17 protein-coding genes are annotated in these 24,338 nt (G+C 64.0%); 8 read left to right on the top strand and 9 right to left on the bottom strand.

Features of this window, described 5'->3' with window-relative positions; translation table 11 throughout:
- The first annotated feature begins 74 nt into the window (after positions 1 to 74).
- Positions 75 to 857, top strand: coding sequence for a DeoR/GlpR family DNA-binding transcription regulator (locus AC3DET_RS12480; protein WP_488391834.1), 783 nt, complete (start codon positions 75 to 77; stop codon positions 855 to 857).
- On the opposite strand, the gene AC3DET_RS12475 is transcribed toward AC3DET_RS12480, so the two are convergent.
- A complete protein-coding gene (locus tag AC3DET_RS12475; protein ID WP_488391833.1) occupies positions 854 to 1,960 on the bottom strand; it encodes an amidohydrolase family protein in 1,107 nt (368 codons plus the stop codon). The two genes, AC3DET_RS12480 and AC3DET_RS12475, sit on opposite strands and share 4 nt — an antisense overlap.
- A gap of 112 nt (positions 1,961 to 2,072) precedes the next feature.
- Here AC3DET_RS12475 and AC3DET_RS12470 point away from each other — a divergent pair, with 112 nt between their 5' ends.
- From AC3DET_RS12470 to AC3DET_RS12450, 5 genes are read left to right on the top strand one after another with little or no spacing between them, the layout of a single operon-like run.
- Positions 2,073 to 4,157, top strand: coding sequence for a glycoside hydrolase family 36 protein (locus AC3DET_RS12470; RefSeq protein ID WP_488391832.1), 2,085 nt, complete (start codon positions 2,073 to 2,075; stop codon positions 4,155 to 4,157).
- Entirely contained in the window at positions 4,154 to 5,065 is a 912-nt protein-coding gene (locus AC3DET_RS12465; protein WP_488391831.1) for an EamA family transporter, read from the top strand. Before AC3DET_RS12470 ends, AC3DET_RS12465 begins: the two co-directional genes overlap by 4 nt.
- 13 nt (positions 5,066 to 5,078) lie before the next feature.
- Complete coding sequence (locus AC3DET_RS12460) at positions 5,079 to 6,368, top strand: D-tagatose-bisphosphate aldolase, class II, non-catalytic subunit (protein WP_488391830.1); 1,290 nt, start codon at positions 5,079 to 5,081, stop codon at positions 6,366 to 6,368.
- A complete protein-coding gene (locus tag AC3DET_RS12455) occupies positions 6,355 to 7,512 on the top strand; it encodes an SIS domain-containing protein (RefSeq protein ID WP_488391829.1) in 1,158 nt (385 codons plus the stop codon). The genes AC3DET_RS12460 and AC3DET_RS12455 overlap by 14 nt, the downstream gene beginning before the upstream one ends.
- Positions 7,509 to 8,462 carry an N-acetylglucosamine kinase gene (locus AC3DET_RS12450; RefSeq protein WP_488391828.1) on the top strand — a complete coding sequence of 318 codons (954 nt, stop codon included), beginning with the start codon at positions 7,509 to 7,511 and terminating at the stop codon, positions 8,460 to 8,462. The genes AC3DET_RS12455 and AC3DET_RS12450 overlap by 4 nt, the downstream gene beginning before the upstream one ends.
- Before the next feature lie 323 nt (positions 8,463 to 8,785).
- Here the strand turns inward: AC3DET_RS12450 and AC3DET_RS12445 are convergent, their stop codons facing one another.
- The 3 genes from AC3DET_RS12445 to AC3DET_RS12435 are packed head-to-tail and all read right to left on the bottom strand — an operon-like array spanning position 8,786 to position 11,649.
- Positions 8,786 to 10,129, bottom strand: coding sequence for an ATP-binding protein (locus AC3DET_RS12445; RefSeq protein ID WP_488391827.1), 1,344 nt, complete (start codon positions 10,127 to 10,129; stop codon positions 8,786 to 8,788).
- Complete coding sequence (locus AC3DET_RS12440; RefSeq protein ID WP_488391826.1) at positions 10,116 to 10,826, bottom strand: response regulator transcription factor; 711 nt, start codon at positions 10,824 to 10,826, stop codon at positions 10,116 to 10,118. Before AC3DET_RS12440 ends, AC3DET_RS12445 begins: the two co-directional genes overlap by 14 nt.
- A 28-nt stretch (positions 10,827 to 10,854) precedes the next feature.
- A complete protein-coding gene (locus tag AC3DET_RS12435) occupies positions 10,855 to 11,649 on the bottom strand; it encodes a MipA/OmpV family protein (RefSeq protein WP_488391825.1) in 795 nt (264 codons plus the stop codon).
- A gap of 160 nt (positions 11,650 to 11,809) precedes the next feature.
- Between AC3DET_RS12435 and AC3DET_RS12430 the strand changes: the two genes are divergently transcribed.
- On the top strand, positions 11,810 to 13,048 hold the full coding sequence (locus AC3DET_RS12430; protein ID WP_488391824.1) for an efflux RND transporter periplasmic adaptor subunit: 1,239 nt from the start codon (positions 11,810 to 11,812) through the stop codon (positions 13,046 to 13,048).
- Positions 13,045 to 16,089, top strand: a complete 3,045-nt coding sequence (locus AC3DET_RS12425) for an efflux RND transporter permease subunit (protein WP_488391823.1) — start codon at positions 13,045 to 13,047, stop codon at positions 16,087 to 16,089. The genes AC3DET_RS12430 and AC3DET_RS12425 overlap by 4 nt, the downstream gene beginning before the upstream one ends.
- Positions 16,090 to 16,437: 348 nt before the next feature.
- Here the strand turns inward: AC3DET_RS12425 and AC3DET_RS12420 are convergent, their stop codons facing one another.
- From AC3DET_RS12420 to AC3DET_RS12400, 5 genes are all read right to left on the bottom strand, one after another.
- Positions 16,438 to 18,660, bottom strand: coding sequence for a TonB-dependent receptor domain-containing protein (locus tag AC3DET_RS12420; RefSeq protein ID WP_488391822.1), 2,223 nt, complete (start codon positions 18,658 to 18,660; stop codon positions 16,438 to 16,440).
- Positions 18,661 to 18,719: 59 nt separating this feature from the next.
- Positions 18,720 to 20,762, bottom strand: coding sequence for a TonB-dependent receptor (locus AC3DET_RS12415; protein WP_488391821.1), 2,043 nt, complete (start codon positions 20,760 to 20,762; stop codon positions 18,720 to 18,722).
- Between the two features lie 64 nt (positions 20,763 to 20,826).
- Positions 20,827 to 22,080: an ABC transporter permease gene (locus AC3DET_RS12410; RefSeq protein ID WP_488391820.1), complete on the bottom strand. Its 1,254-nt coding sequence runs from the start codon at positions 22,078 to 22,080 to the stop codon at positions 20,827 to 20,829.
- Positions 22,077 to 23,516, bottom strand: coding sequence for an ABC transporter permease (locus AC3DET_RS12405; protein WP_488391819.1), 1,440 nt, complete (start codon positions 23,514 to 23,516; stop codon positions 22,077 to 22,079). Before AC3DET_RS12405 ends, AC3DET_RS12410 begins: the two co-directional genes overlap by 4 nt.
- Positions 23,513 to 24,271 (bottom strand): ABC transporter ATP-binding protein, encoded by a 759-nt coding sequence (locus AC3DET_RS12400; RefSeq protein WP_488391818.1) that lies wholly within the window; start codon positions 24,269 to 24,271, stop codon positions 23,513 to 23,515. Before AC3DET_RS12400 ends, AC3DET_RS12405 begins: the two co-directional genes overlap by 4 nt.
- Between the last annotated feature and the right edge of the window lie 67 nt (positions 24,272 to 24,338).

The raw sequence follows: 24,338 nt of genomic DNA, 5'->3' as shown, positions 1-24,338 counted from the left end.
TCCCATGTTTCGTTTTGTATCAATAGCGAAATTTAACGAAATAATCCATACTTGTAACGCTACAAGGAGGTCCCATGTCAGCCACCCGCGATACCAGCCAACGCCGCCTGCAGATAAGCGAACTCGTGCGCCAGCACGGCAGCGTCCAAGTGGCCTCACTCGCCCGTCGTTTCGGAGTGAGCATGCAGACGGTACGAAAGGATCTGCGCTACTTGGCCGAGCGTGGTGTGATGGCTCGCGCTTACGGCGGCGCTATCGACAGCAGCGTCGTCGGCACCGGCGGCGCCACCGAGCCTCCTTACGAAGCCAAGCGCACGTCTCACCTGGACGAGAAGCGCCGCATCGGCCAGCGCGCGGCCGCACTGGTCAAGGCTGGCGACACCATTGCCATCGATTCGGGCACTACGGCGATCCAGCTGGCGGAACAGTTGCCAAACATCGACGTCACGGTGGTGACCAATGACTTCGGCGTGCTCGGCGCGCTGGCCCCCAAGAACAACATCAATATCGTCATGCTGGGCGGTGAACTGCGCCGCAAGAACATGGCCTTCTATGGCGGCCTGACAGTCGAGGCGTTGGACGCCCTGCACGTGGACATGTTGTTCCTGGGCGTGGACGGTTTCGACCTGGAGCGTGGCATCACCACGCACTACGAGCCGGAGGCGATGCTCAACCGCAAGATGGTCGAAGCCGCACGCGTCGTGGTCGCGATCACCGACAGTTCCAAGTTCGGCAAGATCTGCCTGCACCGCATCATCCCCATCTCCGACCTCAACGTGCTGATCACTGATCTCAGCGCACCGGAGAACATCGTCCAGGCGAGCGAACATCTCGGTTTCGAGCTCATCCTCGCCTAGTCCTGGCTGGCGGTCCGGAATACGCGCACCGCGTTGCGGTAATACACCTTGTCGATCACCTCGCGCGGCAGCGCCAAGCCGGGCACGTCGGCGTTGAGCGTGTCGACGCGTTGACTTTCGCCCGTAGCCAAGTAGCGCCAGTCGGCCGTCCAGACTGCATGCGCCGACGCCCGGAACTGGGCCGGATCGGCACCAGGATTGACGGTCAGGTCGGTGCCGTACAGCAGTCGGTCCTGGTAGCGGATGAAGAACGCTCGCACCTTCTCGTGGTCGCGCACTGACTGGTACTGCACTTGGCTCATCCGCGCGGCGAGATCGACCGTGGCATCGGGGAAGCGGTCCAGGAATGCGCCGAGTCGGTCGACGTCGTACTCCAGGCTGCCCATGTGCGCACCGACAAAGCGCAGGCCTGGATTCGCAGCCACGAAGCGGTCGCGCGTGGCGATCTGGTCATCGTAGCTCGGTTGTTCCGGATGCAGGTACATGTGGTACTGCGGATGGTTGCGGAAGTACTCGCGATCGTTGTCGGTGGTCATCTGCTCCAGCGGCAGCCAGCAGTTGTGCGGCTCACCCTGGTGGCCGATCAACACCAGATCCAGCGCACGCACCTGTTCGGCCACCGGCGACAGGCCGGGATGATCGAGCATGATCAGGCGACCGTCGGCGTCCTTCTCGATCATGCCGACGTTCTTCCAGATCTTCACTGCACGCGCGCCCTTGCTTTTCGCTTCCGCCAGGCCGGCATTCACGCGCTGCGCCCAGCCCGGCTGCCCGAAGCCTGCCATCGTGAACGTCGCCGCCCAGTGCAGGCGCGCCGGATCCTGCTTCACCAGTGCCGTCGCGGCGGCGTACTGGTCGGCGATGCTCGGGAAGTCGGGATAGTCGACGTTGATGGACATCAATTCGAAGCCATCCGCACGCGCCTGCTCGAGGAACGCCGGGTGCTCCACGTTGGCATGCACGTGCGCGTCGAACTTGCGTACGCGCGCGAAGTCGTCCATCGCATATGGTGCCGATGCCGGCGGAGCCAACGGCGTGGCACAGCCAGCCACCACCACGGCGAAGACGAGACTGGCCCAGACCCCGCTCCATGTCGCTTTCATCAGACACCTCGGAAATGTAACGAAACTTAAAAGCAAACATATCGCAACAAAAGTGTTGCATCAACCCATCCCCTCACGCACAATCGGACGCACCTCAACCGGATAGTCGCCCATGCCTCCCATTGGACGCCGTACCGTCTTGAAGCTCGCCTTCGGCAGCGCCGGCCTCGCCGCCCTGCCTTGGTTGCCGGGCCGGGCCCTGGCCGCCGGCAACGCCTCCCTGACCGCACAGGATGCCGTGCTGGCGCTGCAGTTCGATCGCTCGCTGCGCAGCCGAGTTACCTATCGTGGCAAGACACTGACGCCGTACCAGGCCAGCGAGTCCTTACTGCTCAAGGACGGCGGCGTGGTGGACGCCTTCGCGTTCTCCGGCGAGGAGCGCCAGCCTCTCGATGACCCGCGCCACGGCCCGGGCCTGCGCCATGTGTTCACCGGTGTGTCCAAGCAGGGCATAGAGAAGGAGGTGGCGGTGACGTTCTTCGAACGCTCGCCCGGCCTTGCCCTGATGCAGGTGCGTTACCGCAACGCCGGCACAGCCCCCGTGGAGGTCACGGGTTGGCGCTCGGCGGCGCACGAACTGGCGGATGCGCCGGGCGGATTCTGGAGTTTTTCCGGCACCACGCACGAAGACCGTCGCGACTGGGTGCAACCGGTCGGCGATGGCTTCGAGCAGCGCAACACGCTGGGCATGGACGCCTCCGATTACGGCGGCGGCACGCCGGTCGCCAACCTCTGGCGACGCGACGTGGGCCTGGCCGTGGGACATGTAGAACCCGTGCCGCGCGCGCTCGACCTGCCGGTCCGCAAGACCGGCAAGGGCGCCAGCATCGGCGTGGAGGGCATGCAGGCCCTCACGCTGGCGCCGGGCCAGGCACTGTCCACCGAGCGTACGTTCCTGTGCGCGCATATCGGCGATCATTTCGCGCCACTGGTGGCCTACCGCGACTTCATGAAGGCCGAAGGCATCGCCGCGCCGCAGGCGCCGGCGTCCGCCTTCGAGGCCACCTGGTGCGCGTGGGGCTACGAGCGCGACTTCACCGTCGCGCAGATCCTGGCCACGCTGCCGAAAGTGCGCGAGGTCGGCTTCCAGTGGGCCGTGCTGGACGACGGCTGGCAGACCAACGAGGGTGACTGGCAGATCGACCGCCGCAAATTCCCGCGCGGCGATGAGGACATGCGCGCCTTCGTGAAGGCGGTGCGTGCTGAAGGCCTGCGCCCGCGCCTGTGGCTGGCGCCGCTCGCCGCCGATCCCGGCAGCGAGGTGCTGTACAAGCACAGTGACATGCTGCTGCTGGACGAATACGGATCCTTCCAGAAGGTCAGCTGGTGGAATGCGCTAACCCAGTGCCCGGCGTACCAGCCCACCATCGACTACTACGTCGCGCTGGTGAAGAAGGCGATCGGCGATTGGGGGTTCGAAGGCATCAAGCTGGATGGCCAGCACCTCAACGCCGTCGCGCCCTGCCACAACCCCGTGCACAAGCACGCCAAGCCCACCGACTCGACCGAGAAACTGGCCGACTTCTGGAACGCGATCTACAAGGCGGCGCACGACGCGAACCCGGACGCGGTGGTCGAGCTGTGTCCCTGCGGCACTGCGTTCGCCTTCCACAACCTGCCGGCGACCGACCAGTTCCCCTCCTCGGACCCGTTGTCGTCGTGGCAGGTACGCAGCAAGGGCAAGAGCGTCAAGGCGTTGATGGGCCGTGGCAGCAGTTATGCCGGTGATCACGTGGAGCTGGCCGATGGCCGCGACGATTTCGCTTCCAGCGTCGGCATCGGCGCGGTGATCTCGTCCAAGTTCACCTGGCCGCGCGACACCGACCGGCCGACCGCACCGCTGCCCGAAGGTGGCTACCTGCTGACGCCGGAGAAAGAGGTGCTGTGGAAGAAATGGGTCGCACTGTACCGTGAGCACATGCTGCCGCTGGGCGATTACCGCGGCGAGTTGTACGACATCGGTTTCGACGTGCCGGAAACGCACGCCATCGCCAAGGACGGGGCGATGTACTACGCCTTCTACGCGAAGGAGTGGAACGGCACGCTGGAATTGCGGGGGCTGGGGGAGGGCCGGTACCGTGTGCGCGACCTGTTCAACGGCACCGACCTCGGCACCGTCAACGCGAAGACGAACACGCTGCGCGCAGGCTTCGACCGTTTCCTGCTGCTGCAGGCCACCCCGGAGACGGCGGCATGAGCGCCGTCGACACCGCGCCCCACCGTCGCTGGCTGGCCTACGCGCTGACCACCGTCGCCCTGTGGGGCGTGTGGGGTGCGCTGGCCGGCCTGTCCGCGCAGCGCGGATTCCCCGACACGCTGGTCTATTGCGTGTGGGCGCTGACAATGGTGCCGCCTGCACTGTTCATCCTGTGGCGCACCCAGTGGCGGCTCGATCGATCGCCGCGTGCCATCGCCTATGGGCTGGCGATCGGCCTGCTCGGCGCCGGTGGCCAGATGCTGCTGTTCAAGGCGCTGACCATCGGTCCGGCATACTTCATCTTCCCGATCATCTCGCTCTCGCCCGTCATCACCATCGCCTTGTCGTTCGCGCTGCTGCGCGAGCGCACCGGCTGGATGGGGGCGCTGGGTATCGTGCTGGCGCTGGTGGCGCTGCCGCTGCTCGACCTGTCGTTCGGCGGCGGCGGCACCCAGGGACTGGGCTGGTTCGCGCTGGCGCTGATCATCATGGCCGCGTGGGGCATCCAGGCGTACTTCATGAAGCTGGCCAACCACACGGTCAGCGCCGAAAGCATCTTCTTCTACATGATGGTCGGCGCGCTGATGCTGGCGCCCGTGGCGTGGTTGATGACCGACTGGAGCCAGCCGATCAACACCAGCCTCGACGGTGCGTGGATGACGGCGGCAATCCAGATATTGAATGCCGTCGGCGCGCTGATGCTGGTCTACGCCTTCCGCTACGGCAAGGCGATCGTGGTGGCGCCGCTGACCAATGCCGGCGCGCCGCTGGTGACCGCGGTGCTGTCGCTGGTATTTGCCAGCGTGGTGCCCGGCCCGCTGAAGATGGTGGGACTGGCCCTGGCGCTGGTGGCCTCGCTGCTGCTGGTGCTGGAACCCGAACGCGCCCCCTCCGCGCACGATGCCTGACCGGAACACACACATGCACGCCCTGCTCGACCTCATCGCCCGCCACAAACAAGGAAAGCCCGTCGGCGTGACCTCGGTCTGCTCCGCGCACCCGATCGTCATCGAGGCGACGCTGCGCCATGCGGCGGAGAACGCCGCGCCGTTGGTGCTGTTCGAAGCCACCTGCAACCAGGTCAACCAGGAAGGCGGCTACACCGGCATGACGCCGGCCGATTTCGTCGCCTTCGTCCACGGCATCGCGGAACGGGTTGGCTTCGATACCGCGCGCATCGCGCTGGGCGGCGACCACCTGGGGCCGAACCCTTGGACTGCGCTCGACGCGGGCGCCGCCATGGACAAGGCCGAGGTGATGGTGGCCGCCTATGTCGCAGCCGGTTTCCGCAAGATCCACCTCGATTGCTCGATGGCTTGCGCGGGCGATCCCTCGCCCTTGCCCGAAAGCGAGATCGTCCGCCGCGCGGTGCGCCTGTGCCGCGCGGCCGAGACGGCCTACGCCACCGCAGGCGGCGAGTCGCCGGTGTACGTGATCGGGACCGAAGTGCCGGTGCCCGGTGGTGCCACCGAAGCGATCAATGGCCTGGAGACGACCACACCGACGGCAGCACGCGCCACCATCGAGGCGCACCGCGACGCCTTCCACGCCGCCGGCCTGCAGGATGCCTGGGAGCGTGTCATCGCCTCGGTCGTGCAGCCGGGCGTCGAGTTCGACCACCACGAGGTGGTCGACTATGTACCGGAGAAGGCACGTGCGCTGAGCGACGCCATCGTGCCGCTGCCGGGCATGGTGTACGAAGCGCATTCCACCGACTACCAAACGCGCGAGGCGCTACAGGCGCTGGTGCGGGACCATTTCGCCATCCTCAAGGTGGGCCCGGGCCTGACATTCGCGCTGCGCGAGGCATTGTGGGCGCTGGATGCCATCGAACGCGACTGGATCGCGCCGGACGCGCGCGCGCGACTGCGTGAGGTCGCGATCCGGCGCATGCACGAACATCCGCAGCACTGGCGCCGGTATTACCACGGCGACGGACACGCGCTGGACATCGATCTGCAATACAGCCTCAGCGACCGTATCCGCTACTACTGGCCGGATCCGGTGATCGAGGAGGCGCGCACGCGCCTGTTCGCCAACCTGCGCAACACGCCACCGCCGCTCCCGCTGGTCAGCCAACACCTCCCCCATGCATTGCATGCTCTCCGCCATGGCCGCGCGACGCTCGATCCGCAGTCACTGGCCATGGCGCATGTCAGTGACGTCCTGGACGACTACCATCATGCAAGCCACTCCCATGAAGACGCCTGACCCTCTTGGCATCCCCGAATCCGACCTGCTCGCCGACGGCGCGTTGTGGACCGCGCGCGAGATCGAACAACAGCCCATGATGCTAGAACGCACGCACGCGCTGCTTGCCGGCCTGCAGGCGCAGATCGATCCCTTCGTCGGTCCCATCACGCAGGATCCTAGGGCGCGGGTGATCCTGACCGGTGCAGGCACGTCGGCCTACATCGGGCAGTGCCTCGCCCCCCTGCTCGACCGCCGGCTGCCAGCCCGCGTGGATGCGGTGCCGACCACCGACATCGTCAGCGCACCGTACCTGTACCTCGATCCGGCCCAGCCGCTGCTGCTGGTGTCGTTCGGACGCTCGGGCAACAGTCCGGAAAGCCTGGCCACGGTGGCGCTGGTGGAGTCGATGGTCGCCGACGTGCGCCACCTGGTGGTGACATGCAACCCGGAAGGTGCGCTGGGCCGCGTACAGGCACGCCATCTACTGACGCTGCAGCTGCCGGAAGAAACGCACGACGCCAGTTTCGCAATGACGTCCAGCTTCAGCTGCATGATGTACGCCACACTGGCGGCCTTCGTCGGCGCGCCGCAGTTGGAGCCTCGAATAGCGCCGATAAGCCGCGCCACCGCGCAGATCATCGATAGCGCGGGAGCAACCACCCAAGCACTGGCGCTGGCCGGCTACGATCGCGTCGTCTACTTGGGTAGTGGCGTGATGCAGGGCTTGGCGCGCGAGGCTGCGCTGAAGCTGGGCGAGCTCAGCAACGGTGCCGTTGCGACCTGCTACGACTCGCCGCTCGGTTTCCGCCACGGACCCAAGACGTTCCTGCAGCCGCGGACGCTGGTCGTCGTCTTCGTGTCCAACGATCAGCTCACGCGCAAGTACGATCACGATCTGATCGACGAACTGCGCCAGGACCGCGTGGCCGGACGTATCGTCGAAATCAGCGCGAGGCCACGTGCCGAAGCCGCTACCGACACCGTCGCCGTGCCGCTGCTCCCCCAAGCGGAGGATGTCGATCTGTTGTGGCCCTACGTGGCCGTCGCACAGATGTTTGCGTTCCACGTGTCCCGCGCGCTCGGCTTGTCGCCCGACAATCCGAACAAGCTGGGTACGGTGAACCGCGTCGTGCAGGGCGTCCGACTGCACGCGGTGCCATGAGCGGAGGCCTCTACCTGGGCGTCGATGGCGGCGGAACCAAGACGCGGTTCGCGCTGATGGACGATCACGGCCGTCTGGTGGCACAGGTTCAGACAGGCACGACCTATCATCCGGAAGTGGGCCTCGACGGCGTGCAGCGGATCCTTACACAAGGCGTCACGTCAGTCCTCGCGCAGGTCGGTGCATCCGATGCCGGCGCGCTGGCCTACGCCTTCTTCGGCCTGCCGGCACACGGTGAGGACAGCCTCGCGACGGCTCGCCTGGATGCGATCCCCTCGCACGTGCTTGGGCACGACCGCTACCGCTGCGACAACGATATGGTGTGCGGCTGGGCAGGTTCACTCGCGTGCGGCGATGGCATCAACATTGTCGCCGGCACCGGCTCGATCGGGTACGGGCAGCGCCAAGGAGTCAGTGCCCGCAGCGGCGGCTGGGGGGAAACGTTCTCCGACGAGGGCTCGGCCTACTGGATCGCCGTGCAGGGTTTGAATGCATACTCAAGGATGAGCGACGGTCGCCTGAAGCAGGGCCCGCTATACACGCTCATCAACCAACGGCTCGACTTGTCGACTGATCTCGAGCTGTGTGCCCGGATCTATGGCGCTGGCGCGGGGGCGCGGAGCGAGCTCGCTCAGATCTCACGCATCGTCGCCGAAGCGGCCCGGCAGGGTGACACAACGGCACAAGCGATCTACCGATTGGCAGGGACCGAACTCGCCGCCATCGTCAGAGCCATCCACGACCGGCTCGGGTTTGGCGAAGGCGAACCCGTTGCGGTTTCCTATTCGGGTGGCGCCTTCAGTTCCGGTGATCTTCTGATGTCCCCGTTCGCGCGGTTCCTCCATGCGGCCTCACCCATGTTCCACCTGCAAGAACCAATCTACGAACCTCATCATGGCGCCGCACTGTATGCTCGCTTGCTCGATCAGGGACAACGGACAAGCCGATAGGACCCGTGGCGATTTCTGGCCGAAATGGCAATAGCCAGGTTTGGTGTGTACCAGCGGCAAGAAGCAGGCATGCGACAACGTCGAATAGAGTCCACCTGCGGAGCGCATTGAATTTGAATGCTACGCTCTCGACTCATGGCCTGACTTCCGGGACACCGGCTGAAGGGTCACGACAACGAGCGAGCGAAGCATCGGGTGTGTCGTGCTCCGGCGGGGCCCTCATTGCCAGCGCCCTCCAATGACATCCTTCGCGCGGCGTTTGCGGGCACCCCACCATTGTTGGAACTGCGCGCGCATCTTCATCGCCCCACCATGCCGCTTCGTTACAGGCCGGGCTGCAAGATGACTCTGAAACGGGCGCCGATCACGGCTGGCTCGTAGAGAATCTTCCACCCGTGCATCTGGCAGATCTCCCGGCAGATGGTCAACCCCAGACCAGCGCCCTCGTAGTCCTGATCCGTCGCCCGCCAGAAGCGCTGGAATAGCAATGGGACATGGTTTTCCAGCACACCGGGACCCTCATCTTCCACACTGAATCCCGCTTCGTCTTGCCGCACCAGTACACGCCCACCTTCGGGAGAGTGGTTGATTGCGTTCTCCACCAGGTTCTTTGCCAGCACAAACAAGGAACCACGATCGGCATCAACCACTTTCGCCTGCGTCGACACGAACGTCAGCTCCACGGCGTGCTTGTCGGCGAGTCTTTGCAGGTAGCCCACAGCGCTCTCGAGTTCTCCCTGCAACGCTAGCGGCTCGATGTCGTAATTGCCTCCTTCACTGGCCTCAGCGAGGTGCAGAAGCTGATGGACGATGCGCGCCATGAGGGCCGTTTCACGGAGAAGTGAGGACGTGTTTGCCGATCCGCCAAGCTCGACCTCGGCCTGTAGAAGTGCCAATGGGGTCTTGAGCTCATGGGCTGCGGAGGCCAGAAAATCCTGCTGAATACGAAACCCGTCTTCCAGACGGACGAGTGCGCCATTGAACGCCTCGATCAACGGTACGATCTCCGATGGAAGATCTGTACTTCGAAGCCGCGTCGAGAGGTTGCGGGGTTCAAGACTGGCCGCTACGCGTGACGCTCTCTGAAGTGGTTGAATCATGCGATTCACAGTGAAATACGTAATCAGCGCGAAGGTCAGCAACGCCATAACGATGGCAATCAGGCTTCCCTGCAGGTACCGTTCCGCCGCGTAGTCGTTCAGGGCCATCACCAATCGTTCACTGCGCGCGGCCCTGATCGCGATCGGGTGGTCCGCGTGTGAAATGTATGTTTCCGCCAGTTCAATGTGGATCGGACCATTGGCACTTTCCACTGTCGCCACCGACTGCCCCGACCGCATCATCGCCAGTTGCTGGAGTGCTGGACCTTCGATACTGCTCGCCGCCTCTCGCCCATCCTGGAGAACCAGATACGCTGTATCCCTGGGCATGGCGTCGTACATACTCGCGTTGTCGTCGCTGAGCTCGATGTGCAGCGCCCCGTCGGAAGCGACGTTCATGCCCTTCACGATGTCGTCGATGTCCTCCTGCAATTCCGCGCGCACGGCCCTGGTCGGCGAACTCGGCCAGAACTGGAGCCAGATAACGGCCGACGCGGCAATGCCTGCAGCCAGAGTGCCCGCCATGCCTGCAAGTACAAGTCGGCCTTTTAGGCTACGCGGCAACATCGAGCGTCTTCAGGATGAAGCCGACGTTGCGGACATTGTAGATGCCCGCCCGGGCGCCTATTTCAACCAGCTTGCGGCGCAGCCTATGCAATGCGACATCCAGCGCGTTGGGCGTAACGGCCTCATCCATTCCCCACGCCGCTGTTTCGAGGGAGCGCCGCCTGACAGCGTGGCCACCGGCGCGCACCAAACAGATCATGATCTGCAGTTCCGCGGGCGCGAGCACCACCTGGGCACCAGCACACGTCATCAAGCTGCTCTCCGGAATGACGACGATGCCAGCAAAGGAAGTGCTGCCGTCTCGGACATCGGGATGCCTCCGCATCAAGGCACGGATGCGGGCAACCAATTCCTCCAGGGCAAAGGGCTTAGCCAGGTAATCGTCAGCCCCCGCATCCAGTCCATCTACCCGGTCCCTCAAGGCATCGCGTGATGTGAGCATCAGGCATGGCGTGGTCAGTCGTCCGGCGCGCATCCGTCGCACCAGGTCCAGTCCGTCCCCATCCGGCAACCCGCGATCCACGATGACGGCGCTGTACGGATTCTGATTTACTGCGTACCAGGCTCCCTCCAGTGTCGCAAAAGTGTCGGCAGCGATGCCTGCGCCGGCCAGGCCCCGCTTGACGAGACCCGACAGGCGACTGTGGTCTTCGACCAGCGCAATACGGTTACCGGGTTTTCGGGCGTGTTCTGCCATCGGGAATGATCGCTTTCAGCGTGAAACGTCAGAAGCCACGACTGAATCCTATCCTCAGACCTGCGGCCCCGCTTGCGTCCTTGTCCAGGAGAGGACTGTCCGTGATTTCACTGGGCAGGAATTCATACTTCGCGGACCCGAAGAACATCCACTTTTTCCCGATAGGACGATACACCCCCAGGCTGAGTTCCGGAATTACCGATGCACCGGGTCGATACAGGGGGGCGCCACGGGCGACCTCTTCATCGAGAGTGCCGTAGTAGTAGTCCGCCAGATCGTCAGAGAGCCATCTCGCGCCCACCGCCGGCACCACCTTGGTCTTTCCGAACTGCAACGGATAGGCGTAGTCAACTGCAAACTCGTAACCACTGCTTGTGTCGGTGGCGTCAACGAGCGCCCGCAGCTTGATCTCACCCGCCCGCCCTTCCCAGCTGGCGGCCAGTCCCACATCAACGCCGTCGTCGCGATCTACCAAGTGCTCGGCATCGACCCCGTTCGCCGCCAATTCCACACGACCTAGATCCTTGATATCGAAGCCGTCGAAACGTCCGGACACTATGAAATCCAGAGCGAAAGCGTCCCCCTTGAATGCATGGATACCCCCGGACAAACCGCGCCAGAATATGCGTTCTCCCTGGTAGGTCACGAGGGGAAATGGGCGAGGACGGATGTCCTCGCCTGCGTATGGGCTGTCGCTCAGCGACAGCGCAACGCCGAGCGTCCATCGATCATCGAGCTGCTCAGCGATGACATCGCTCGTGCTGCTTTGTGCGAAGGCGGCGGATGGCAACAGAAGGAGAATTTGCAGGAGGTGCCTGGACATCGTATCGATTCTGGCTGGGGAGGAGCGCGCAGTCTCTGGTACGCCCTATTACCCGGAACTTACGGAAATAGGATTTTTCAGTAAGTTGCCTGTAACACCTTGGCCGGCAAGGTCGTAGGCCCGACGGCAGCATGCATGCCGCCTCTCTCACTGCCCGGCCATGCCCTTCGATATCAACTCTCCCCACGACCCGATCCGAGATCCTTCTCGCCTGCAGCATCGGTTCGGCCACGGGCGACCTGCCAGGGCGCTTGGCGCGATCGGAGCCCGCAGGTTCGCAGTCGTCGTCGCCGTCTTGGTCCTCGTGCCGCTGCTGCTCATTGCCTACCGCAACGCCACCGATGAGCCCCCCGACGCGCAGCAAGCTGCATCCCCGGCCATGACGATCACAACCGGGATCAGCGAGCGTCAGATCTGGCCCTCCACCGTGCTCATCTCCGGAGCAGTCCTGCCTTGGCAGGAGGCAATCGTCGGAGCCCCGCTCAATGGCCTGCGGCTATCCAGCATCGACGTCGACGTGGGAGACCGGGTCGTCAAGGGGCAGATACTCGCGCGATTCGATGACGCGCTGATTCTGGCCGAGATCCATCGTCTCGAGGCACTTCTGATGCAGGCACGAGCGGTGGCCAGCCAAGCCCGTCGTGAGGCGGAACGCGCCGAACTGCTGAGGCCATCCGGGGCGTTGAGTGAACAATCCATACTTGCCGTTACTACGCAAGCGGAAGTGGCGGATGCAGCCGTTCGCTCTGCCCGTGCGGCGCTGCATGCAAAGCGCGTGGAGCACTCGTACACACTGCTCCGCGCCAGTGACGATGGTGTAATAAGCTCGCGTACCGCAACGGTGGGCGCGGTCCCGGAGACAGGGGAGGAGCTGTTCAAACTGATCCGACAACAGCGTCTTGAGTGGCGAGGCCAGGCCCCTGCGCAGCGACTGGCCGGAATCCGCAAAGGCCAGACCGTTAGTCTGAAGTTGCCCGACGGTGCTTCCGCAAACGCGACGGTCAGGCTGGTCGCACCCGCGCTGGATGAAGCCTCGCGGTCCGCCCTGGTTTACGCTGACATCATCCCGCCCTCGACTGCACGCGCCGGCATGTATGCGAAGGGCACGATCCACACAGGCGAATCAGCTGCCATCGTTGTACCCGCATCGGCGGTTTCCGAGCGCGACGGCAGGAGCAGCATCTTCGTCGTTCGCATGTCCGGTAGGCGAACGCTTGTGAACGCGGTCGCCATACAGACGGGCAGGCGGCAGGGCGGATTCGTGGAGGTGGTTGCCGGCATCGATGCAGGCACGCATGTAGCCGTGGAAGGCGCTGGCTTTCTGACCGATGGTGACTTGGTGTCCATCGTCGAGCATGCGCAAGGCATGGAAATGCCGAAGAAGGCGATCGGCGGATGAATATTGCAACATGGTCGATTCGCAACCCGCTGCCGGTGGTGCTTGCCTTCATGCTGCTGGCACTCGCCGGACTCCACGGTTTCAACCAGCTACCCATCAAAAACCTGCCGGAACTCGAACTTCCCACGGTGAACGTGGCGCTCCAGGCTCCAGGAACAGCGCCCGTTCAACTGGAGGCTGAGGTCGCCCGGCCTGTCGAAGAGGCGATCAGGAACGCTCCCGGCCTCAGGCACGTGAGGACGACGGTCGTGGAGGGGTTGGTTCAGATCACCGCCGAATTTGACATCGGCAAGACGTTGCAGGACGCGATGTCCGAGGTGAAGGAGTCCGTCGACCGCATCCACGCCGACCTTCCTGCGAACGTACGTCCGCCTGCTTACAGCGCAGACGTCCTTGGTAGCGATCCGGTGGTGACCTATGTCCTGTCTCTGGACCCGTGGGATGAAGCGGCCTTGTCCTGGTTCGTCGACGATACCCTCAGCAAAGCGCTATTGGCCGTCCCTGGTGTAGGCCGAGTTGAGCGGATAGGCGGCATGGAACGGGAAATTCGCGCCGAAGTGGATCCTGCACGCCTGGCTGCGATGGATCTGACAATCGCCGAGCTATCGCACGGACTGCGTCAGGTGCAACTGGACGGATCCGGTGGCACGGCGCGAATGGGTGGACGCGAGTTCTCTTCCCGGACGCTGGGTGCCGCAGCACAGATTGCCGAGCTTGAAAGCATGCCGCTACCACTGCCATCGGGGCAGAGCGTGCGGCTTGGTGATCTCGTCACCTTGGTGGATGCGGCGCGTGATCGCGCCCAGACCGCGATGCTGGACGGCAGACCCGTGGTGGGGTTCAACGTCTACCGGACCAAAGGAAAGGACGAGACCCTCATTGCCGCGGAGGTGGCGCGGGCGGTTGCAGCGCTCCAGCAGGCTCATCCCGGCCTGCGTGGCTCGCTGGTTGCCAGTGCTGCGGACTATACAAAAGAGCAATACCGCGGCTCGATGCAAATGCTATGGGAAGGCTCGCTTCTCGCAACACTCGTTGTGGGTTGGTTCCTTCGGGACTGGCGCGCAACGATGGTTTCAGCAGTCGCATTGCCGCTGTCCATCCTCCCCGCGTTCGCGCTTATGCCGCTGCTCGGATTCTCGCTCAACACGCTGACCCTTCTTGCGCTGGCCGTAGTCGCAGGAATCCTTGTGGACGATGCCATTGTCGAGATCGAGAACATTGAACGACACAGAAGGATGGGCAAAGGGCTCCTACAGGCAACCAGCGATGCAGTGTCGGAAATTTCGCTCGCGGTGACCGCGACCACACTCACCTTGGTCGTGGTCTTCCTGCCCACGGCAATGATGCCCGGAATAGGTGGCATGTTGTTCCGCCAGTTCGGATGGACTGCCGTCATTTCCATTCTCGCTTCCTTGCTGGTGGCGCGCTTCCTCACGCCGCTGCTCGCTGTGCGATGGCTGGGCGACGCTCCAACAAAGCACGCGCAGGATGGGCGCTGGATGCGCGTTTATCTTTGCGCTATGGACTGGTGCCTTTCCCACCGCCACGCCACCTTGGCGGCCGGATCATTGTTCCTGGCAGCATCCTTCTGTTTGGTGCTCGTGATACCCACCGGCTTCATTCCGCCTTCGGATAAGGGCTTCTTCCAGGTGACGGTGGAGCTTCCCCCGGGCGCCTCCATCATGGATTCCCATACTGCGGTGGAGCGCGTGCGACGCGCCGTGGCGGACGTGGAGGGCATCGATCACGTGTTTTCGATCGCGGGTGACCGCAGCGGAGGCGATCAGGCGTCCGACGTGCGCCGCTCGATGGTTACTTTGAGCTTGTCACCTCGCGACTCACGGGAGGCACAGGCTGTGATCGAAGGAAAGGTCAGTGAGGCGCTCCGCACGGTCCCAGGCGCACGCTTTTCTGTGGATGGAGGCAATGGGACCCAAATTTCGCTGATCCTCACCAGCGGCGACGTACGGGCCCTAACGGCATCAGCCCAAGCGCTCGCTGGCGAGATGCGATCCGTCCCTGGCCTGTTGAACGTCAACTCCACCGCCTCGCTGGACCGCCCCGAGCTCATCGCTCGGCCGGATGCAGTACGGGCAGCCGAGGCGGGCGTGAGTACAGCAGCCATCGCGGAGACCCTTCGCGTTGCGCTTGATGGTGACTTCGATGAGGACCTTCCACGCTTCAACGTCGATCGTCGGCAGCTTCTGATCCGCGTACGCCTGGCTGATGCTCAAAGGTCGGACCTCAAGGAAATAGGGCAACTACGGGTAAGGTCGGTGCGGGGACTGATCCCTCTTGAAAGCGTCGCTGAACTCACCTTCTCCAGCAGTCCGCAACGTATCGAGCGATACGACCTGCAGAGATATGTGACTGTGACTGCAGGGCTGGGTGGACTATCGCTGGGCGAGGCCGAATCTCGCGTCACCTCTTTGCCAGCGGTGCAGTCCATGCCTGAGGGTGTTTCGCTCCTTGACGACGGTGATGGCGAACTGGCGTCGGAACTTGCCTCTAGCTTCGTATCGGCGGCCGTCACGGCCGTGCTCTGCATGTTTTGCGTGCTGGTCCTGCTTTTTAGGGACCTGCTCCAGCCACTCACCATCCTGTCGGTGGTACCCCTGTCCCTCGGGGGTGCCTTTGTCGCCCTCTGGATGACCGATACCCAACTGGATGTCCCCGCGATGATCGGACTTGTCATGCTCATGGGGGTGGTTGCGAAGAATTCCATACTGCTGATCGACTATGCCGCTACCCACATGCGGCAGGAAGGCAAGGATGCGGCGACCGCCGTGAGAGACGCGTGCCGGATGCGGGCAAGACCCATCGTCATGACCACTATCGCCATGGTCGCCGGCATGCTCCCGATCGCGCTGGGTTTTGGTTCGGATGCGAGCTTTCGTCAGCCGATGGCAATTGCCGTCATTGGCGGCCTGATGATCTCAACCTACTTGAGTCTGCTACTGGTACCCGTTCTCTTCCTTAGCAGCCAGCGCCTCCAGGCACGTATACGTCGTGCAGATCAAGCAGAAGTACAAAGCGCATGATGTTCGTATGGAACGAACAACATCCATCCAGACAGCAGAAATACTACGGCGCCTCCCTTAAAGGTCGTTTTCTTTTTGGGACCTCAACTGCCTGATCCTGCTGACTAGATGACCTTGCATGAATTAAGGTCGAATCGGCTAGCGCTTGCGTCGATCGATTGCGTCCAAGTCCAGACGCGGAAATCACTTGGCGAAGAACTGAGCCCACCGGCTAAGCGCATCCGACGCAAGTCAGCGATGTAGCGGCACCGCGCGACGCATACAGGCAGATGAATCCAGAGGAGCGCGGGCCTTCTTGCCAGGCCAAAGGACGTGGACCAACGACGATAGTCCACGCCCCCATTCTCATCAGAAATTGTAACGAACTCCCATCACCAGGTTGCGGCCGCGCATCGGAGACTGGTCCTTCACGAACGAAGTGTGTACATAGGCGGTCTCGTTCAATAGATTGGTTGCGCGCAGGTAGAACTCTGCGGACTGCCGTGGCGTCAGCGCCAGACGATAAGCGACGGTCGCATTGAGCATGTCGTAGCCCTTCGTTGTTGTCTCGTAGGACGCAATGCGATCCTGCGAGGATGTCCGGTAGTACTCCGCGTCCGCCGAGAAGGGGCCGCTGGACCATTCGTGGCGTATGCCCAGTCGCCCCGGAGGAATGCGCGGCACGTTGTCGTCCTCGCTCGTGAGCTCGGCGCGGACATAGTCGCCGAAGACGGTCAACCGGTGCCCGTCGTTCAAGCGCAGGCTGGCCTGCCCGTCGATGCCGCGGAACTTGGCGTCGGCTGCGGTGTAGAGCAGGTAGTTGTGCGGAACGCCCGTCTCGTTATCGGTTTCTATCAGACGGGCGAAAACGTAGTCTTTGATGTCCTGGTGGAAGAGGCCGATCTCGTACTCCACCGCGCCGTCGGCGCCGCGGAAGGTCAGGTCGGCCGAGCGCGTGGTCTCCAGCAGGTCAGTCCGGCTCTCCGGAAAACTCGATGAGGCGCTGCGCGAGCGGGCAAGCCCCACCTCGTAGCTGTTGGTCGCCAAGTTGTTGCCGTACGCGTAGAGCTCGCGCACGCTCGGCGCACGCTGTGTGCGCCCGAGAGACAAAGCGATGGCGTAGCCATCCGCCACGTTCCAGTTCGCACCAACAGATGCCGAGACAGGACGCTGCTTGGTGCCCGGATTCCTCCGGATGAAACTCTGAACCACCTCGTCCTCGATCACCTGCTCCCAGTCCGGTCCGTACCAGCCTTCGAAGAGGTCCTGGTAGGCAGGCGTCAGCGTGTGGCGGAACGCGGGCGCGGGAACGTCGATCTCGCGCCAGTCTTTCCGTACGGCCACGTCGACATCCACGCTCCCGAAAGAGCGGCGTTCGCTGAGGAAAACACCGATGCTCTCGGTGAGGTGGTAGTAAGGGGGAACCAGCCCGTAGCCGTTCTCCGGGAATGGCACATGCAGGTTGTTGACGTTGAGACCGCTGAACGTACTGTCCGTGTACTGCACTCCCATCAAACCGGTGAATCCCCACAGCGGCTTGTGGGTCAGTTCGATGCGTCCGTCATCGACCTCATTCGTGTAGCGGTTGAACAGGGCAGGCCCGTCGACCTCGTCATGCCGGTAGTCGGTCGACGACAGCCGCAGCCTGAGGTGCTCAAAGCCCGGCAGCGGATCGGAGACGTCCGCACGGATGTCGGTCCGCTCGCTGCGCAGCTTGATCCGCGCCGTATGGTCGTCCGATGAGCCGAACGGGTCCTCGTACGCATCATGGGCTTGGCAATGCAGGTCGATGCCATGCGTATGGCAGACGCCGTTCCTGTGCGAATGGCCGGGCAGACCGTACTCGGCGTCCTGCCGCGTATGCGACGCACCCAGGTAGCCGCGGTCCGTGATCCAGGAAGCGCCGATCGAGGACGTGGTGCCTTCGGCGAAAGAATCCCGCAATCGGCCGCCGGGAATGTCGTAGTCGTCGCCGAGATGGCGCGCCACTTCGGCATGTACCGCGAACGCGCCCGCACCTGCCGTCACCCGGCCCACACCGGCCCGTTCCTGATCGCCCGAGCCGAGGCGGACTTCGGCGCTGCCCGCCAATCCGTTCTGCGGAAGCACCTTGGGAATCTTGCCGTCGATGAGATTGACCGCACCGTTCATCGCGTTGCCGCCGTAGATGACAGCCGCGGGGCCACGGATGACCTCGATGGCATCGAGCAGCAGCGGATCGGTGGCGATCGCATGATCGGGCGATACGGAGGAGGCGTCGAAGACGTTGGCCCCATCGGAGAGGATCTCGATGCGCGGCAAGGTCTGCCCACGGATGACGGGCCGCGATGCGCCGCCGCCGAAGTTGTCCAGGTGCACGCCCGGCAGCCCCGCCAACGTCTCACCCAGCCCGCCCTGTCTGCGATGCACCAGTTCGTCGCCGCTCAGCGTGGTCGAGGACAGCGCCGAAAGCGGCGGTCTGGCGCCCTTTTCGCCGACAACGACCAGTTCGTCGAGTTTGACGGGCGTGCGTAGCGCATCTTGTGCAAATACAGTCGACGGCACGAGCGCAAGGCTCGCCACCGCAGAGGAAAGCAGGCGGATCTTCATCATGGTTCTCGTGATGGGGAGAGGGGTGGTGCTCAGGTTCACCCGCAGCGCAGACGCCGATTTCAGAGCTTCATGTTGAAACCGACGTAGAGCGACCGACCCGCCGAGGGCGAGAACATCGGCTGGACCCTCTCCCAGAAGAAGCTGTCATACCAGGCATAGACGTACTCGCGAGCCGTCGCGTTCTTCACCTGCAGGTCCAGACTCAGTCGCGGATTGATGTTGTACTTCGCACTCAGGTCCAGCACGGCGAAGCCACCGAACTTGCCCGCGACGTTGCGCTCCTCCAGGTAGTAGTCGCCCTGAGCACGGCCCTGCAGGCCCAGACTCAGCGCATCCGTGGCCTGGAAGTCGATACCCAGATTGCTGATGTAGCGAGGTGTGGCCGCGACCTCGCGGCCCTCCAAAGAGAGAACGGGCGCACGACCGTCGCGCTCGATCTTCGCTTCCTGATAGGCGTGCGATGCCCACACGGTCCACCTCTCGCCCAGAGCGGCATCGACCTGCATGTCCACGCCACGTCGACGGGTCTTGCCCAGCACCACCGTCGTGCCGGTCGCCGGCATGTTGGACACCTCGTTCTCGGCATCCTGCTGCCACGCGGCGAGGCGCGCCTGGACGCCAGCGAAAGGACTGAACTTGATGCCGGCTTCGACACCGGTATTAGTCGAGGGCCGCATCACGGCCTGGCCCGGCGTCAGGTATGCCGGTGCCGTCGCGCCCGTCAGCACCTGGAAGGTCCGTCCCCAGTTGGCGTAGACGTTCGTCTGCGGCGTGAGTGCGTACACCACACTGAGCTTCGGCTGTCCGATCGTGCCGTAGTCCTGCAAGGGCGCGCGGATGCCGCCCAGCAGGTGCGTGGTGCCGTCGAAGCGGTCCATGCGATAGGCGGGCACGATCTTCAGGGCATCGGTGACCTGGTAGATGGCCTGCACGTACGCCCCCCAGTTGTCGAACGTATGGGCGTCGTCGTTCTGGATCCGCGCGGGAACCCCATCGAAGTCGGTCGGCTCCGCATAGCTGAAGCGCTCCCGGCGATAGCGGTTGTCCTGCTGCTCGTAGTTGAGGCCGCCTTCCCAGGTCAGTGCGTCGCTGGCCTTCCAGGTCAGCGTGGCGAACAGGCCTGCCTGCCTCTCATCCCAGAGGCGACGTTGCCGGGGCGCATTGCCCGTGGGCATGTCGCTGAACGTCACCCGGCGGTCGTCTTCATACCGGTTGTAGTAGAGCTTGCTGCCCAGCACCAGGCCCTCCGTCAATGCGAAGTCCATGTGGAGGGCGGCTTGCCGCATGTCGCGCTCGTCGCCGTCGTTGCGGTTGCGCAGATCCGAGCTGCGACGGTTTGCGCGAAGCTCCCCGGCGGTCATGAAGCCGGGCTCGTCGGCCTCGTGGTGGTAGGCGCGGGCGGTCAGTCCGATCCTCATGCCGTCTTCCAGGCTGCCGTAGAACCATTTGCCGCCGACCGAGTACTTCTCGGAACTGTCGTGGTCGCGGTAGCCGTCCGATGCCAGCACGCCGACGAAGTAGTTCTGGGCGAAGCCGCCATGCTCACGGCCCACGGCGACCTGGGCGCCCCGTGTATCGAAGCTACCGTAGCTCAACCGAGCGTCGGTGTAATCGCCACCCTGACGCGTACCGAAGTTGATGTTGCCCCCGATGTTGTGCAGCCCGTAGCGCGGGTCGTTGGTGCCACGCACGACTTCGATGTAGTCGATCTCCAGCGGGAACAGCATGTCGATGAAGCGCTGGTTGCCGCTGTTGACGTTGCTCGGCACGCCATCGATCAACGTCTTGATGGCATTGAGGTAGCCCTCGCCGTTGAAGGCCCGGAAGCTGACCTTGCCCGACTCGGCGCCCTGGCGCGTCTCGGTCAGCTGCATGCCCGGCATCAGCCCGAGCAGTTCCCAACTCTGCGAAACGTTCTTGTCCTCGATGTCCTCCGCACCCAGGACATCCACAGACGTCAGCACTTCATTGGCGGTCAGTTGTCCACGACTGGAGCGCACTTCCACCGTTCCCATGGAGGTGGTGGCACCGGATGATTGAGCGTAGACGTCGTTGGCAGCGAGCGCGGCGACAAAGGAGAGAGCCAGCGTATGGATTTTCATGGACGAGTGGGCCTGACAGGTATCCAGCAGATACCGTGGATGGAAGAGCGGATGAGGGAATGGACTAACGGGGCTCGAACTTCGGCGCGCGTGCGTAATCCGCCTGATGGAACGGCTTGTCGTGGAAGAGGAACGGGTAGTAGTAGTGACGCAACTCGGCGTGGTAAGCGCGGATATCATCCTGGTAGGCCAGATGGGCCTGCATGTCTGTCTCCGCCAGGCGGGTCAACGCTGCCTGCATCCCCACGGGGGGCAACAGCCAGCCCAGCGTCGAGGCGGCTTCGGAACGTCGCTCGATGCCTGCGCGATAGTCCGCGGCCATCGGCGCGACCTCGTCGTCGCCGTTCTGGTGGAAGGCGAGATACCACTTGTAGTGGAACGCGGTGCCCAGCGGTGCCGAGTCGCTCCACTGCGGATAGCGCGCATAGAAGCGCCGCATCGTGTCCTCGCGGGGAATGTCCCACGCACGATTGACTGCCTCGCGCTGCGCCCGCGCGATCTCTGCCCCCTGGTTCACGGGAATGGCACGCTCGATCACTACGTGCGCTAGTGCAGGCAGCACCAAGGCGATCGCGACCCACGAGGCGGCAAGGGTCGCGGCATTGGTCGCCGAGCTCCACCCGCGCTTGGCGACCAGCAGCGACACGCCCACCCAGAAGAGCAGGTACGCCGTCGAAAGCCCAAGCACGGCCGCGATCTTCTCAATGGCGACGCCCTGCAGAAGCGCCGCCACCGCGAAGGGCAGCGTAATGCAGGCCAGCAACGCGATGATGCGAACGGTCGCCCGGCGCAGGTAGATCCGACTCGCCGACGTCGGCAGGCTGCGCAGCATGCGTTCGCGGCCGGACTCGGTCTCGTTGGAGCGCAGATCATGAAACAGCACAATCACGAAGACGGGAAACAGGAAGGTCAACAGGAACGCGAAGTCGAAGCGACCGGCCAGGGCGAGCTCCGGATTGAACACATCGCCATCATGGATCTGCGCTTCCAGCCCCAGCGCCCGCACCCGCAGCATGAAAGGCGCCACATCGCGCATGCCCACGGCAGCGAACGAGAGCGCGGAGGGTGGATTCCAGGTCGGATGGAACGCGTAATAGGCGGCCTGGCCCGCATCCGTTGAATCGCCATGGCGTGCTGCAACGGCTGCCGTGTCCGCCGCCTGCAGCGGCGCGATCCGGGCGATCGCCTCGCGCTGGCTCTCGATGCGCTGCACCCCCGACGCCAGGCTGACGACCGTCAATGCCGTCAGCAATAGCAGTCCGGTGACCGGGATGCGCGCGCGCAGCAGCAGACGCCATTCATAGCGCCAGACGCTCATCGGGCGACCTCCAGCCGGCGCGAGCGCCACTCCAGTGCGGCCAGCGCGACCATCAACCATGCCAGCAAGGCCAGGAAGCCCGGCAGCATGGCCTTCAGCTGCGCAGTACCGGTCCGGGACTCGAAGGTGAAGCGGGGAATATCCTGCCAGTGACTGTGGTCGACACGCTTGCGCTGGTCGGCGCCGGCGTCCCGCGCGGTGTCATCCGCATAGGACACGCCATCGGCCTGCAACTGGTTCAGCTGCTGCACCATGCGATAACGGTGGGCTTCGGCCTGATCGAGGAAGCGCAGGTGCGCGGACAGGTCGGTGGCCGCGGCCGCCATCGACAGCTGGCGCAGGGCGATGGAGGGGCTGAGTACGGAGAACCAGGCGACCAGCCGATTCTGCTCATGCTGGATCGCCGCGCTGCGTGCTGCGTACTTGTCGAAGAGTCCAGACGTCAGGCGTTCGCCCTCTACCGCCAGCAATCCCTTGTAGTTGACGGAAAGCTCTTCGATCCGCTCGACGCTGTGACGATCGAGGACACTCTGGCGGAATCGGTTGAAGTAGGGATCATTGGGGTCATGGCTGTCGCCCATGGCACGCAGTTCGCGCGCGATACCTACTTCTGTCTGCAGGCGGTCCGGGAGCGGCTGCGAGGCGTAAGCGATGTCGGGCGCCACGCGTGGGACCAACAGCGTGGAGAGCGCCCACAGCGCGACCAGTGCGAGCAAGGCGTCGCGGCGTCGCTTCATTCCTGCCGACACAAGCGCAATCAGGACGCACCACACACCTAGATACAGCACGTAGCCCAGCATCACCGCCCCGACCACGCCGAGGGAGGTGGTGGGCGCGGCCGCCATGCTCGACAGGCCGACAAACGCCGGCAGCATGAAGACTGCGGCCACCACCGCCAACGCGAGCAGCTTGCCGCCGACGATGCTGCGGACGGATGCGCCCTGCAGCATCAGTTGTCGCAAGGTGCCGCGCTCGCTCTCATGCGACAGCACGCCATGGCCCAGGAAGACGAGCACGAGCGGCGCCAGCACCTGCAGCACGAACGCAGGCGTCAACTGGCCGAAGCGGGTCAGGATCGAGCCCTGCATTACGTCGCCGAAGTTGGCTGTGTTCTGGCGATGGCCCTCCAGGAACATGCTGCTGCCGGTGAACGGATCCACGCCGGCATCGAACGCGGCCAATGCTGAGGGCAGCCGGTAGACGAAGTGTCCGTAATGGACCACGCGATGCGGATGGCGATCGGGCTGCGCCTCGAAGGCCGCCTGCGCCGCAGCTTGCTGGCGCGCGCGATACTCGGCCGCGCTGTTCATGTGGTGAAGGGAAACTACGGTCGCCACGGTGGCCAGCATCGCCAGCAGTGCAATGCCGGCCAATGCGGTGCGATGGCGGAGCATCGCACGCAGTTCGTTGCGCATCACCGCAAGAAGAGCGCTCATGCCGCCTGCGCCCGTCCGGAGAAGTGCGCGTGCAGCGCCGCCAGATCGAAGGCCGCGCGGTCGGACTCATGGACTATGCGCCCGTGTTCGAGTACGCCAATCCGGTCGGCGACGTCCACCGCGCCCATCAGGTCGTGGGTGACCATCAATACCGAAGCACCACGCTCGCGCACCGATTCCAGCAGGCCATGGAAGTCCGCGCAGGCACCCGGATCCAGACCCGATGTGGGCTCGTCGAGCAACAGCAGCGGTACCTCGCGCATCAGCGCCGTGGCGATCGCCACCTTCTGGCGCATGCCCTTGGAAAAGCCGCCGAGCCGTTGCTGCCAAGCCGATTCCTGCAGGCCGGCGGCACGCAGGGCATCGCCGATGGCGGCTACGGCGTGCCGGCGGCCGGAGAGCGAAAGCAGGTAGTCCACGTTCTCGATGGCGGTCAGGTGCTCGTAGAGCGCGACGTTCTCGGGCAGGTACGCCAGCTGTGCACGAGCCAGGCGCGGTGCCTGCCACGGCGTGATGCCGCCAACGCGTACCTCGCCGGAGGTCGGCTTGAGGAAGCCGAGCAACACGGAAAGCGTGGTGGACTTGCCTGTGCCGTTGCCGCCGAGAAGGGCATAGATGCTGCCCTTCCCCACCTGCAGATCGAGACCGGACAGGACGGTCTTGCCGGGGAAGGAAACGGATAGCGAGCGGATGTCGACGACAGGGTTGGCTACGTTCAAGGCAGGAGGCACAGAGCGACGGGAGCGAATTACCATAATGTAATAACATTACATTCACAAGCCACGAGAATGGCGTCGCCGAAGCGCTCCTGGACCTCGCCGG

This window comes from Pseudoxanthomonas sp. 97-1-1 (genome assembly GCF_057773125.1).
This window is presented reverse-complemented; position numbering and strand designations above follow the sequence as displayed.